Source organism: Rhodoferax sp. OV413, from assembly GCF_900104385.1.
Lineage (GTDB): Bacteria > Pseudomonadota > Gammaproteobacteria > Burkholderiales > Burkholderiaceae_C > Rhodoferax_B.
The window spans coordinates 570,186-583,883 of sequence record NZ_FNJA01000001.1; the positions used below are offsets into that span (position 1 = coordinate 570,186).

Consider the following 13,698-nt stretch of genomic DNA (forward strand, 5'->3'; position numbering starts at 1 on the left):
CCCCACCAGGAGAACCCCATGGTCAGTGCCGTATTCCACTCCCCCGGTGACGCATCTTTCGATGCGCCCGAGCACCCGATGACTCCCAAAATGATAGCTACACCCGCAGCATCTACAAGCGCCAGCACACCAAAAGCACCTGAAGTCGCAGCCAAGATGCCGTTCGACTGGCGCAACCTGTGGCGCAATGTGCTGCCGCCGATTTTGGGCCTGGGCCTGTTGATCGGCATCTGGGCCATCATCTCGATCAGCACCTCCAGCAGCATCCCGTCGCCGTTTGAAACCTTCAAGGAAGCCGTGGTGCTGTTCAGCGACCCGTTCTACCGCAAGGGCCCGAACGACCAGGGCGTAGGCTGGAACGTGCTGATGTCGCTGGAGCGCGTGGCCGTGGGCTTTGGCCTGGCGGCGCTGGTCGGCATTCCGGCCGGCTTTGCGATTGGCCGCTTCGAATTCATGGGCCGCATGTTCAACCCGCTGATCAGCCTGCTGCGCCCGGTGTCGCCGCTGGCCTGGCTGCCGATCGGCCTGATGGTGTTCAAGGGCGCAAACCCGGCCGCCATCTGGACCATCTTCATCTGCTCGATCTGGCCCATGGTGATCAACACCGCGGTCGGCGTGCAGCGCGTACCCCAGGACTACATGAACGTGGCCCGGGTGCTGAACCTCAGCGAATGGAAGATCGTCACCAAGATCCTGTTCCCCGCCGTGCTGCCCTACATGCTGACCGGCGTGCGCCTGGCCGTCGGCACCGCCTGGCTGGTGATCGTGGCGGCCGAGATGCTGACCGGCGGCGTCGGCATCGGCTTCTGGGTCTGGGACGAGTGGAACAACCTGAATGTGAAGCACATCATCATCGCCATCTTCGTCATCGGCATCGTTGGCCTGGTACTCGAATACGCATTGATCAAACTGGCCACCGCCTTCACTTTTGAGGAAGTCAAATCATGAGCTCACTGACCAGCAAGTACATCGAAATCCAGGGCGTAGAGCAGACCTTCAAGACCGCCAAGGGCATCTTCCCGGCGCTGCGCGATGTGAACCTGACGATTGCCAAGGGCGAGTTCGTGGCCTTGATCGGCCACTCGGGCTGCGGCAAGTCGACCCTGCTGAACCTGATCGCCGGCCTGACCGAGCCCACCAACGGCACCCTGCTCTGCGCCAACCGCGAGATCAAAGGCCCGGGCCCCGAGCGCGCCGTGGTGTTCCAGAACCACTCGCTGCTGCCCTGGCTGACCTGCTTCGAGAACGTCTACCTGGCCGTCGAACGCGTCTTCGGCGCGGCCAACAAATCCACCGGCGTCCAGGCGGAAAACAAGGCCCAGCTGAAAGCCCGCACCGATGCGGTGCTGGCCATGGTCGGCCTGACCGCCGCCGCGCAAAAACGCCCGGGCGAGATCTCCGGCGGCATGAAGCAACGCGTCGGCATTGCCCGCGCACTGAGCATGGAGCCCAAGGTCTTGCTGATGGACGAGCCGTTTGGCGCACTCGACGCACTGACCCGCGCCAAGCTGCAGGACGAGCTGCTGGCCATCGTGCAAAAAACCCAGAGCACCGTGGTGATGGTGACCCACGACGTGGACGAAGCCGTGCTGCTGAGCGACAAGATCGTGATGCTGACCAACGGGCCCGCCGCCACCATTGGCGAAGTGCTGAACGTCGACCTGCCGCGCCCGCGTAACCGCGTGGAGCTGGCCGAAAGTGCGCAGTACCAGCACTACCGCAAGGCAGTGATCGACTTCCTGTACACCCGCCAGGCGCACGTCGAAAAGATCACTGCATAAATTCTGCCCCCGTGCCAGTCGCCCAAGCCATTGCTATCAAAAACCTAGCTACTCCCGCAGACAGCAGCAGCGCCAGCGCCCTGTTTTCCTTAGGAAAGTACCGGGACATCGTGATTGCGGTGGCGCTATTTCTGCTGTTCGACCTGGGCGTGCTGCTGGTCAACTTCTATACCTCGTACCAGATCAGCGAAGACGCGCTGGGCATCAACCTGGCCGGCCGCCAGCGCATGCTGTCGCAGCGCACGGCCAAGGCCTTGCTGGCGGTGTCGGCGGCGCGCAGCCAGGGCCTGGCCAGCCCGGCCGACCTGGACGAGCTGCGCGATGCGGTGCAGCTCTTCGACGCCAGCCTCAAGGCCTTCCAGCTGGGCGGCACCGTGCCCGGTGGCAACAACCAGCCGGTCTACCTGCCACCCGTAGCAAGCCGCCAGGCGCTGGCCGCGCTGCAGCAGGCCCAGGCGCTGTGGATTCCCTACCAGCAGGTGCTGGCGCCGGTGCTGCAAGGCCGCGCCAGCGACGCCCAGCTGCAGGCGGCCGGCGCCTATGCGCAAGCCCACAACCTGCAGCTGCTGGGCCAGATGAATGCGCTGACCACCGCACTCGAAGCCACCGCCTCGCAGCGCGCCGACCGCCTGCGCCAGGTGCAGACCGCGGGCATCGTGCTGGCGCTGCTGAACTTCGGCTTCATCCTGTTCAAGTTTTTACGCCGGCTGCGCCAGTCGGACGCCGCCATCGACGCCGCCACCGAGGAGAACCGCGAAATCCTGGCCAGCGTGCGCGAGGGCCTGTTCCTGATCACGCCCGACTACCGCATCGGCTCGCAGGTCTCGCAGTCGGCGCACCAGCTGTTTGGCCACCCGCTGCGGCCGGGCGACGACTTCTTTGGCCTGCTGGCCAGCCGGCTCGGCGACAAGGCACTGCAAGACGCCAAAGACTATGTGGAGCTGCTGTTTGCGCCGCACGTCAAGGAATCGCTGGTGCAAGACATCAACCCCTTGCTCGACGTGCGGGTGCAGCTGCCCAACCGGCTCGGCCAGGAGGTGCAGCGCACCCTGGCGTTCCGCTTCAACCGGGTCCGCGTGGGCGCGGCGGTGGCGCACCTGCTGGTCACGGTGCAGGACATTTCGGAACGCAGCGCGCTGCAGGCCACCTTGCAGGCCGAGCGCCAGCGCGCCCAAAAAGAGCTGGCCATGCTGCTGGCCGCCTGCGAGGCCGACCCGGCGCTGCTGCGCCAGTTTGTAGCCCGCTCGGAGACCAGCCTGCTGGAGGTCAACGAGCTGCTGCGCAACACCGCCCAGGGCCAACCTGCGCTGCAGCATGCGCTGGACCAGGCGGCGCGGCGCATCCACGCGCTGAAGGGCGATGCCGGCGCACTCGGCCTGGACTCGCTGGTGCACCAGGCGCATGACTTCGAATCGGCCCTGCTGCAGGTGCGCGCCGGCGGCGGCGGCGACCCGCTGCTGGCCCTGCCGCTGCCGCTGGAAGAGCTGCTGGGCAAGATCAGCGCGCTGAAGAGTCTGGCCGGCCTGCAGCGCGGCATGCTGGCCCAGGCCACCGGCACGGCCCTGAACACCGCCTTGCAGCGCCTGGCCACCGAGCTAGCCACGGCCCACGGCAAGCGGGTCACGACCCGGGTGCAGATGGAGCAGCACGGCGCCCTCAGCGCCGAGGCCGCCGACCTGGTGCGCGAGATCGCCACCCAGCTGACTCGCAACGCCGTGGTGCACGGCATTGAGGCCCCTGCCACCCGCCAGGCATCGGGCAAGGCCGCCACCGGGCAGCTGGAGATACAGCTGCAGCGCCAGGATGCGGAATGGATCTTGCGTATCCGCGACGATGGCCGGGGCCTGCATGCCGCCTCCATCCGCCAGAAGCTGCTGGACCTGGGCTGGTACACCGCCCTGCAGCTGGAGAGCTTTGATGAGCGCCAGATCGTGGCCCACATCTTCAAGCCTGGCTTTTCCACCGCCGGCAGCTTGAGCGTGCATGCGGGCCGGGGCCTGGGGCTGGATGTGGTGCAGGCCGATGTGCAACGCCTGGGCGGCCGGCTGACCCTGGCGTCGACGACCGGCCAGTTCACCGAATTCACCATCCGTTTTGAAGCTTGATGAGACTTTTAGTCGTAGATGACTCCAACATGATCCGCACGCGCATCAGCAAAGTGGTGCAAGGCGGTGGTCTGGGCAAGATCGCGCTGGTCGGCCTGGCGCGCAACGGCGTCGAGGCCTTGCGCATCGCCAAAGCCACGCAGCCCGACGTGGTGACCATGGACCTGACCATGCCCGAGATGGACGGCGTGCAATGCATACGCGAAATGCTGCGCCTGCTGCCGGGCACCCGCATCCTGGTGGTCAGCGCGCTGAACGACAAAGCCACCGCCATCGCCGCGCTAAAGCTGGGCGCGCGCGGCTTTGTGGCCAAGCCGTTCACCGACGACGAGCTGCGCCTGGCCTTGCTCGACGTGATGGAGGGCGTTTGAATGGACGCACTGACGCAGGCCGAACTCAAGCTGTTCGTCGACTCTGTGCGCCGCTACTTCGAGGTCACAACCGCCGAGGCACCGCACATCACCTCGGCCTTTCTGGGCCATGCCGATGTCACCGGCCACGCCTTCACCGGCACGGTGCAGTTCTCGGGTAGCTTCCACGGCCAGGTGCTGGTGTCCATGCCCGGCACCCTGCTGCGCGAGCTGCTGGTGCTGCAGCACGCCACTGACTTCAGCGATGCGCACCTGCTCGACGCCGTAGGTGAGATCGCCAACACCCTGGCCGGCAATGCGCGCCAGGTGCTGGGCAGCGGCCTGCATATTTCGGTGCCGACGACGCAGCAGGGGCTGAACAGCGTACTCCCCCAGGTGCGCGAACGCCCCTATGCCATCACCCTGCGCTGGCACCACCAGCCGGCGTTGGTGGTGGTGGACGTCACGCGGGGCTAGGTGCCCCGGCTGTTGGACTGGTTTGCTGCCTTTTAGGTCGTTAGCGCTTATTTGACGGGCGCAAGCAGCTCTTTATTTTGTAGCAGGTAGCTTTGCGCCAGGCTTTCGAATTCGGCAATCGGCAGCGGCCGGCTGAACAGATAGCCCTGGTAGGCGTAGCAGCCCTGGTTGGCCAGGAACTCGCGCTGGGCCTCGGTTTCCACGCCTTCGGCGATCACAGCCAGGCCCAGGCTGTCGCCCAGCGCGACCACCATGCGGGCGATGGCGGCGTCGTTCGGGTCGGTCAGGATGTCGCGCACAAAGCCCTGGTCGATCTTCAGCTGGTCCAGCGGCAGCAGCTTGAGGTGCGACAGCGACGAGTAGCCGGTGCCGAAGTCGTCCAGCGAGAAGCCCACGCCCACGCGCTTCAGCGCTGTCATCTTGGCGATCACGTCCTCGATATTCGCCACCAGCAGGCTCTCGGTCAGCTCCAGCTTCAGGCGCTGCGGCTGGGCGCCGGTGCGCTCCAGCAGGGCCAGCACCTGGTCGACAAAGTCCGCCTGGTGGAACTGCCGCGGGCTGACGTTGACGGCCACCGTCAGGTGCGCCATCTCGGGCCGGGTGGCCCAGTTGGCCAGCTGCTTGCAGGCGGTTTCCAGCACCCAGTGGCCTAGCGGCAGGATCAGGCCGGTGTCTTCGGCCAGCGGGATGAATTCGGCCGGCGACACCATGCCGCGCTGCGGGTGCAGCCAGCGCACCAGGGCTTCGACCCCGGTCATCTCGCTCTCGCCCATCACCTGGGGCTGGTAGTACAGCTGCAGCTGGTCGCCGGCCAGCGCATCGCGCAAACCGGCCTCCAGCGCCGCCCGGGCGCTGACCACGGCCTGCATCTGCGGGTCAAAAAAGCGCAGCGTGTTGCGGCCCGCGGCCTTGGCCTGGTACATGGCCAGGTCGGCGCGCTTGAGCGGCTCTTCGATGCCCTCCTCGCAATCGCCGAACAAGGTGATGCCGATGCTGGGCGTGCTGTGGTGCACATAGCCGGCCAGCAGGTAGTTCTGGTTCAGCAGGGCGAGGATTTTTTCGCCCACGCCTTCGGCCTGGGTGGCGGCTTCTAGCGGCTGTTCGCTCAGGTCTTCCAGCATCACCACGAACTCGTCGCCGCCCAGCCGGGCCACGGTATCGCCGCGCCGGCTGCAGGTCACCAGGCGCTGCGCCACCTCCTGCAGCAGCAGGTCGCCGCGGTGGTGGCCGTGGGTGTCGTTCAGGGTCTTGAAGTTGTCCAGGTCGACAAACAGCAGCGCGCCCTTGCGCTGGTGCCGGCCCCGGCTGGCCATGGCCAACTCCAGCCGGTCCATCAGCAGGCGGCGGTTGGGCAGGCCGGTCAGCGGGTCAAAGAAAGCCAGGTTCTGGATCTGTTCTTCGGCCTGCTTGCGCGAGGTGATGTCGACAAAGGTGTCCACGTAGTGGGTGATCCGGCCGTTCTCGTCCTTGATGGCGGTGATGGCAAACCAGCCCGGATACAGCTCGCCGTTCTTGCGCCGGTCCCAGATCTCGCCGAGCCAGGAGCCGGTCTTCTCCAGGCTCTCCAGCATGGCCCGGAAGAATTCGGCATCGTGCCGGCCCGAACGCAGCAGCTCCGATGGCTTCTGGCCTATGGCCTCTTGCGCGGTGTAGCCGGTGATCTCGGTGAAAGCCCGGTTCACCCGCAGGATGGTCCATTCGCTGTCGGTGACCAGCATGCCCTGCTGCGACTCGAAGGCGGTGGCGGCGATCCGCATCTCGGCGTCCGCCTGCTTGCGGCTGGTGATGTCGCGCAGCACGGAATGCACCGCCGGCTTGCCGTCGAACACGATGGAGGTGCCCTGGCCTTCGACATCGATCACCGTGCCATCCAGCCGGATGATCTTCAGCTCGGCCACGCCCACGCTGTCGCCGGTGCGGGCCACATGCTGCAGGCGCTGGGCGGCTGCGATGGCAGAGTCGGGGTGGATGCGTTCGCTGACCGGCTCGCCCAGCAGCTCGTCTGCGGACTCCGCGCCGAACAGCCGTACCGCCGCCGGGTTGCAGTAGATGATGCGGCCGTCCACATACACCACCACCGCGTCGGGCGACCATTCCACCAGCGTGCGGTAGCGTGCCTCGGTTTCCTTTTGCGCCTGCTCGCGCTGGCCGAGTATCTTCAGCAGGCGGTTGAATCCGCCGATCAACGCGCCGACCTCGTCCTGTGTGGGGGTCGCCAGCGGCGCCAGCGGCTGGCTGTGCTCGGTGACGGCCGCCAGCACACGGGCGGCGTCCTGCATCGGTGCAAACTGGCGCCGCAGCATCCACCAGGTCAGGCCGCCAGCCAGCACGGTGAGCAGCAGCGTGGCCAGCATCACCCGCTGCTCCAGCTGGCGGATCGACACGAAGGCCGCTGCCGTGGGCCAGGCCGAGGCCACGGTCCAGCCGGCCAGCGGAATCCGCACCGAGGACGACAGCAGCTCCTGCCCCGTATGGTCTACCAGCAGGCCAAAGATTTCATCGCCGTCTACCGCCCGGTCCACCGCCGGGTCCTGGCCCGGGGCGGGCAGGCGCTCCAGAATCCGGCTTTTGTCACTGGCAGTGACCACCCGCCGGTCTTTGGGCGAAACCACGGTGTACAGGCCGGTGCGTGCATAGCGCAGGTCGCCCACGCGGTCCAGAAAGTTGGCACCGTCCAGCCGGGTCCAGCCCACCACCGCGCCCACCACCCGGCCGCGGCCGTCGCGCACCGGCACCGCCATGGGAACGACCAAGGCCCGCAAGACGGGCTCCAGCCGGGGCAAGCCTACCGCCGGCACGCCGTCGCGCAGCGCAATCGCCACCGCGCCGTCGCCCTCGGGCACACGGCTGCCCAGCAGTTCGACCAGGCGGGTATCGGTATCGACGACCAGGCCGTCGGCGTTGTAGGCAACGAAGCCGCCATTGAACAAACCGCGGGTGATCAGGCGCTGGGCCAGCACCAGCGGCAACACCGACCGCTCGCTGCGCACGCTGGGCCCGGCCACCATCGCCAGGTTGGCCAGAGCCTGCAGGCGCTGCTCCAGATCGCTGTTGATGTCGGCCGCCAGGGCGCTGGTGGACGCGAGCTGCTGCTCGCCCAGCAGCATCTTCATGTCGTCGCGCAGCACCTGGCTGGCATAGAAGGCCAGCGACCAGATACCCGCCAGAAAAATGGCCAGCGTACTCAGGGTGACCCGGGTCTTCAGTGAACGCCACTGAAACACATTCCAGTCCATGCAAAACTTCTCCGTCGCTGCGCGCGTGTCCGAGGGTAGCCGAGCCCGCGCCATGCCACGGGCCCCAAAAAGTGTCTATTTGTATCCTCGCAACCATACCACCCCCGCTGCGCTGCGGGACGGAACGCTGTCACGATCGCTGCAGGTCTTTGGTCAACAAGCCACAGTGCGCAGGAAGTCGGCCAGCGTGCAGCCGGCCACCGGCTGGAAGCAGTCGTCCAGCACCAGCAAGGACTGGATGCGGTCGATCCGGAAGCTGCGGAAATCGCGCCGCACCTCGCACCAGGCCACCAGGGTCCAGACCCGGCCCCAGTAAAAGCAGCCCAGGGGGTGCACGGTGCGCTGGCTGGTGGCGTCTTTTACGTCGCTGTAGTCCATATGCACCTTGCGGCGCAGGCCGCTGGCCTCGCGCAGCTGCTGCAAATGGTTGCGCACCGGCGCCGTCAGGCCGTTGTAGCTGGCCGGCGGCGCGTAGACCGCCAGGCTCTCGGCCGCAGCCCGCGCGGCCGACGGCAGGATGGACAGCATCTTGCCCAGCGCGTCCTCGGCGGCCAGCGCCAGCGGTGCGTCCAGCCACGGCTGGGACAAGCGCACCGCCGCCACCAGGGCCTTGGCCTCGTCCTGGCTGAACATCAGCGGCGGCAGCTCGAAGCCCGCGCCAAAACGGTAACCGACCCCGGCCTCGCCCTCGATAGGCACGCCCTGGCGCTGCAGATCGGCCACGTCGCGGTACACGGTGCGCTCCGACACCTCCAGCCGTTCGGCCAAAAAGGTGGCAGTCGACAGGCGCCGGCCACGGATCAGCTGGACCAGGTGGAAAAGGCGGTCGGCACGGCGCATGGTTTTATAAGCTTTTCAGGCCGCTAGCGAAGGTGTGGATTGCGCGGGCCGCTATCAAAATTGAGTATTCCGGCGTCAGGCCTGCACACCGATGTACACCGCCACCCGACCGTCGCCGCTGTATTCCTCGAAGTCGGCAGCGTAGGTACGTGGATGGGCTGGCGCGTCGGCAAAATACTGCCAGACCGCGCCCCACACCGCCACCACCGTCGCCGGCATCGCGCCCTGCCCTTCGAACACCAGGTACTCGCCGGCCGGCACCGTGCTGCCGACCAGGCCGTCCGGCACCGTATCGGACAGCACCGCGGCGGTCAGGTCATACGCACCGTGGGCATCGGACGCATAGCCGCTGTACACGCCGTACAGCGCCGACTGCGGCGTATAGCCGGGCACGGACTGCGCCACCCGCTCGGAAAAGAAGCGGCCCCACAGCGCCGGGATCTTGCCGGTGGCGGGCGTGGCCTCGTCGGCATTGCTGGTACGGGTGCGGATGCCGGCCAGCTGCTTGGGCTGGGCCAGCTGCACAAGGCGCGGCGGGAAGATGGTGGTCATCGCAAGGCTTTATAAAAAGTGGGGAGAATTTACACCGGCCGGCAGCCCTGAGCTCCATGCTATGCAATATATAGCTAGCTGCGCAGATACTTCCTGCGCTAGAAGGCTAATTCGTATTGTGGTTCGGTCGCAAAATGCAGCGCCTGCGGGTCGGCCTGCATGGCCTGGGCGATCAGCCGCATGTCGTGGTCGCTGATGTCGAACAGGCCGAAGCGGAACTTGTAGCCCCAGCGCTGCGGCGATTCGACAAACTCGAAATGCGCCACCAGCGGCAGGATCGACGCCTCTTGCGCCCGCACATACGCCACGTCCTTGCGAAACGGCACAAAACCGCCACCCATGTCGTACGCATAGGGTTCGCCGGGCAGCACGATGCCTATCGACACAAAGCTCTGCAGCCGGTCCTTGCCGCCCATGGTGACGGTGGGCGCGTAGTAGGCCACGCGGTCGCCCGGCCGCACGCGCTTCAGCGGCGCGACCTTGCCATGGCAGACCTGCATGTAGCCCGGCCCGTCCACCGCTGCGCAGCCACGCCGCGCATGGGCGGCGCTGGCCACGGCAATCCAGTTATTGCGTGCCATGGCGGCGTCTTCAGGCCATGGAATGCAGGCCGACGCGGTTGCCGTCCGGGTCACGCAGATGGGCGATGAAGCCCATGCCGGGTGGCAAGGCCGTCTTGGGCTTGAGCAGCTTGGCGTCCAAAGTCTGCAGGCGGTCCAGGGCGGCATCGATGCTGGGCGAGCAGTCCAGATAGACCAGCGTGCCCTCGGTCGACGGCTGGGTGGTGTCGGCACCGGTTTGCAGGCAGCCTTTGACGCCCTCGTCCGGGGCGGTAAAGATGGCCAGCGTGTAATCGTGCCCGCCCATGGGGAAGACTTCGCGGTGCAGGTTCTTGCCCAGCACGGTCTCGTAGAAGCGCTGGGCGCGGTCGATGTTGGTGACCGGGATTTCAAACCAGCTGATGGCGTTGGGAGTGGCGTTGGTGGACATGGGAGCTTCCTTTCGGTGCAGTTAAAGAGAAGCGAATGGTGCCAACCTGCTGCTGACAACGTAGTGTCAGCAGCGTTCAACGCCCGCGCCTTTTGCTAGCATAAACATAGCTACCTGCGCAGGTGGAATATCCGCCAGCGCTCAAAAAGGCTTAAACCCTTATTTCGGCAGGAAAAGCAGCCAGAAGACCAGCAGGAAATTGAGCAGCACCGACACCGCCAGGCCCAGCTTCCACACCGCCGTGGGGTCGCGCTGCAGCAGGGGTGATGGCGCGGGGGCGGTCAGCGGACGGGATGCGCCGCGCTCCAGCGCCAGCAAAAACTCCTCGCCGGTCTCGAAGCGCTGGCGCTTGTCACGGGCCACGGCTTTTTGCACCACGTGGTCGAGCCAGATCGGGATCTCGGGGTTGTGCCGGCTGGGCGCAATCGGGTCGCGGTAGTAGCGGCCCACCTGGTAGGGCAACACCTCGCCGTAGGGCAGCTTGTGGGTCAGCAGCTGGTACAGCGTGACACCCAGCGCAAACAGGTCGCTCTGGGCATTCGGCAGCTCCTCTGCCGCGTCGCCCCCCAGCGCGCTGAAGCCCCATTGCTCGGGGTTGATGTAGCTGGGCGTACCCGCGTGCAGCTTGCGCATGGCCTCGGGCTCGCGGCCGGTCAGGGCCACGCCCAGGTCCAGCAGGCGCAGCACGCCGTCTTCGCCCTGGTGCAGGTTGGCCGGCTTGATGTCGCGGTGGATCACGTTCTGCCGGTGCAGCCGGCCCAGCGCCTCGGCCACCTGGCGGGCCGCGGCCACGGCCTGGTGCACGCTGAACTTGCTTTGCCGGTCCAGCATCTGCTGCAGGGTTTCGCCGCTGTGCCAGTTGTACAGCAGGTAGGCGGCGCTGGCCGGCTGGCCGCTGACGCTATTGGCCGGAAAGGTGTCGTGCAGCATGACCAGGTGCTCGGCCGCGCGGCTGGAGCCCATGCGCTTGGCCAGCCAGGCCTCGTGGGCCAGCATGGCGCGCTCCTGCGGGTCGTGGGCGCGGCTGGGATGCAGGGTCTTCAGCGCGTACAGCTGCTGGGTTTGGGGATGCCGCACCTGGACCACGACGTTGATGCCGTTGTCGGCCACCGGGGCGGTAACGGCCAGGCCGTCCAGCATGTCGCCGACGCGGAACGGGCCGGGAATCGGCAGCGCCCGGAACGCACGGTTTTCGTCTTCCAGCGTGGCGTCCAGCAGGCCCAGCACGCGCACCACCATGGCGGTGGCGTTGTCGCGGCTGCCGGCCTTGAGGGCAGTCTGCACCAAGGTTTCGGCGGCCAGCCGGGCGTTGTCGCCCTGGGCCAGCGCCTGCAGCTGGGCGTCGGGCAGCACACCGTGCACGCCGTCGGTCAGCAGCACGAACACGTCGCCAACCTGCAGGTCGCCCTGCATGTAGTCGACCACCAGGCGCTCGTCCACGCCCACCGAGCGCAGCAGCTGGTGCCGCAGATCGGGGTGGTCGGGCACGTGGTCGTGGGTCAGCTGGCTGAACTGGCCATCGCGCAGCAGGTAGGCGCGCGAATCGCCCACATGGGCCACGGTGTAGGACTGGCCACGCAGCACCACGGCGGTCAGCGTGGTCAGGCCCATGGCCGGCTTGCGGCGCCGGTTCATGCCAGTGAGCCAGGCGTTGTGTGCACCAATAATGCGATCCAGGGCCACCGTGGTGTCCCAGGTTTCGGGCGTGCTGTAGTAATCGCGCACCAAGCTGGTGACGGTAGTTTGCGCCGCCTCCTGGCCCATGCCGCCGGTGCTGACGCCGTCGGCCAGCGCGGCGATGGAGCCCATGTCCGCCTGGCCCGCCTCGGGCAGCATGGCGGCGCAAAAATCTTCGTTGGTGGGCTTGGTGCCGGCCTGCGAGCTAAAACCTATGTCGATGTGGAATGCCATGCACCAATGATGCAAGTTTCATTCCCAATTTGGTGCATTCCCGACTGGTAATTACCCCACCAGCATTTGCATGCTGTGCTCATAGAGGGCGGACAGGCTCTCGAACACCTCCAGCAGGCCTTCGCTGGCGGTGGCCAGCTGGTCCAGGCCCGGGCCGCGCTGCAACTGGTGGGCGCCGGCCAGCATCTGGCGCCAGTAGACGGCGGCGGTTTCCAGCCCGGCGCGGATGTCGGGGCTGCTCAACGGGATGTCGTTCAGGTAGTTCAGCGCCTGCTCGAAGGCGGCGCGCGACTCGGCCATGCCGACCTGGGCCCGCTGCTGGGTGGCGCGGTCGCCCAGCACCCCCAGCAAGGCGAATTTGGCAAAGCGCTGGGACAGCATGCGCTGGCGCCCGGCCACATTCAGCACATGCAGCGGGGCCACGGCGCCCGCGCTTTCCAGCACGCCGGTCAGGCGTTCGGCCTGCTCCAGCAGCTGCTCGGCCTGGGCGTCTACCTGCAGCATCTGCTGGGGCTGGCCAGGGCGCGGCTCGGTCTGCAAGCCCAGCTTGAGCTGGCGCCAGTTCTGGGCCACCTGGGTCAGCAGGTCGCCAAAGGTGGGCTGCGACAGGCTTTTCGCCAGGAACGCCATATTGCTGTCGATGCGCTGCGCCGACTGCTGCTGCAGCTCGGCGCTCACCCCCACCTGGGCTCCGGCCAGCTGCAGCAGGTACAGCTTGATCAGGCGCTGCGACAGCATGCGCAGCTGGCCCGCACGGTTCACGCCGTCGGCAAACCGGGCCGAGTGCACGATGTGCTGCGACACCTGGCCCAGGCGCTGGTTGGTGTGCATGGAGGCGGTGCGCAGCATCTGGAAGGCGTCGTCGTCCGACACCTGGCGGGCCCGCATCAGCACGCCCTTGGCGCGTTCGACGATTTTGCGCTCCTCCAGGCGGCTACCCAGGTCTTGCAGCTCGTCGCGCAGCGCCTGTTCGCGGGCAAAACGGGCCTGGGCCAGCTGGATCAACGGGCGCAGCCGGTGCCGGCCATAGCCGTTGACAACGTAGGCGTGGACCCCGCAGGCCAGGGCGGCGTCGAGCTTTTCGGCATCGCCGTCGATGGTGAACAGCAGCACCGGACGGGGTGCTGTGTCGCTCAGCGACTGCAGGGCTTTGAACAACGCCTCTTCGGGCAGGGGGTCGTAGCAGATCAGCACATCTGGTGCGTGCAGCACCGCTTCCTGCACCAATTTATTGCACTCTAGCGGTGCGGCCAGCAGCTGTACGCCCACCGCTTCGAGGTCGGCGACCAGGGAATGTGCCCCCTGCGGAGCATTCAAAAGTACCAGGGCCGTGGTCATAAAAATCAGGTTTCTCCAATGGGCAGACCGGGTGGCCACGCAATTCGCGCACCACACGGCGGTCGTGGGTCAAATCATATGGCACAAGTTTTGCATAGTTTTGGTCGGGCGTAACGGC

12 protein-coding genes are annotated in these 13,698 nt (G+C 66.6%); 5 read left to right on the top strand and 7 right to left on the bottom strand.

Annotated elements, in window-relative coordinates:
• Positions 1–18: 18 nt before the first annotated feature.
• The 5 genes from ntrB to BLT66_RS02700 are packed head-to-tail and all read left to right on the top strand — an operon-like array spanning position 19 to position 4,713.
• On the top strand, positions 19–948 hold the full coding sequence (gene ntrB / locus BLT66_RS02680) for a nitrate ABC transporter permease (protein WP_092755459.1): 930 nt from the start codon (positions 19–21) through the stop codon (positions 946–948).
• Positions 945–1,781 carry an ABC transporter ATP-binding protein gene (locus tag BLT66_RS02685; protein ID WP_092755461.1) on the top strand — a complete coding sequence of 279 codons (837 nt, stop codon included), beginning with the start codon at positions 945–947 and terminating at the stop codon, positions 1,779–1,781. The genes ntrB and BLT66_RS02685 overlap by 4 nt, the downstream gene beginning before the upstream one ends.
• 11 nt (positions 1,782–1,792) lie before the next feature.
• Positions 1,793–3,886: an ATP-binding protein gene (locus BLT66_RS02690; RefSeq protein WP_255406728.1), complete on the top strand. Its 2,094-nt coding sequence runs from the start codon at positions 1,793–1,795 to the stop codon at positions 3,884–3,886.
• The gene (locus BLT66_RS02695; protein ID WP_092755465.1) at positions 3,886–4,257 is read left to right on the top strand and encodes a response regulator; all 372 of its coding nucleotides are present in this window, start codon (positions 3,886–3,888) and stop codon (positions 4,255–4,257) included. The genes BLT66_RS02690 and BLT66_RS02695 overlap by 1 nt, the downstream gene beginning before the upstream one ends.
• Entirely contained in the window at positions 4,258–4,713 is a 456-nt protein-coding gene (locus BLT66_RS02700) for a chemotaxis protein CheX (protein ID WP_092755467.1), read from the top strand.
• A gap of 47 nt (positions 4,714–4,760) precedes the next feature.
• Here BLT66_RS02700 and BLT66_RS02705 read toward each other — a convergent pair whose 3' ends face one another.
• The 7 genes from BLT66_RS02705 to BLT66_RS02735 all read right to left on the bottom strand — a co-directional run bounded on the left by BLT66_RS02705 (position 4,761) and on the right by BLT66_RS02735 (position 13,580).
• Positions 4,761–7,949: an EAL domain-containing protein gene (locus BLT66_RS02705; RefSeq protein ID WP_092755469.1), complete on the bottom strand. Its 3,189-nt coding sequence runs from the start codon at positions 7,947–7,949 to the stop codon at positions 4,761–4,763.
• A gap of 153 nt (positions 7,950–8,102) precedes the next feature.
• On the bottom strand, positions 8,103–8,789 hold the full coding sequence (locus tag BLT66_RS02710; protein ID WP_092755471.1) for a helix-turn-helix transcriptional regulator: 687 nt from the start codon (positions 8,787–8,789) through the stop codon (positions 8,103–8,105).
• A gap of 75 nt (positions 8,790–8,864) precedes the next feature.
• Positions 8,865–9,341, bottom strand: coding sequence for a GyrI-like domain-containing protein (locus BLT66_RS02715; protein WP_092755473.1), 477 nt, complete (start codon positions 9,339–9,341; stop codon positions 8,865–8,867).
• Positions 9,342–9,439: 98 nt separating this feature from the next.
• Positions 9,440–9,922, bottom strand: a complete 483-nt coding sequence (locus BLT66_RS02720) for an EVE domain-containing protein (protein WP_092755475.1) — start codon at positions 9,920–9,922, stop codon at positions 9,440–9,442.
• Between the two features lie 10 nt (positions 9,923–9,932).
• Positions 9,933–10,331: a VOC family protein gene (locus BLT66_RS02725; protein WP_092755477.1), complete on the bottom strand. Its 399-nt coding sequence runs from the start codon at positions 10,329–10,331 to the stop codon at positions 9,933–9,935.
• Positions 10,332–10,490: 159 nt separating this feature from the next.
• Positions 10,491–12,242 (bottom strand): bifunctional protein-serine/threonine kinase/phosphatase, encoded by a 1,752-nt coding sequence (locus BLT66_RS02730; protein ID WP_092755479.1) that lies wholly within the window; start codon positions 12,240–12,242, stop codon positions 10,491–10,493.
• A gap of 51 nt (positions 12,243–12,293) precedes the next feature.
• Positions 12,294–13,580 (bottom strand): type IV pili methyl-accepting chemotaxis transducer N-terminal domain-containing protein, encoded by a 1,287-nt coding sequence (locus BLT66_RS02735; protein ID WP_092755481.1) that lies wholly within the window; start codon positions 13,578–13,580, stop codon positions 12,294–12,296.
• Between the last annotated feature and the right edge of the window lie 118 nt (positions 13,581–13,698).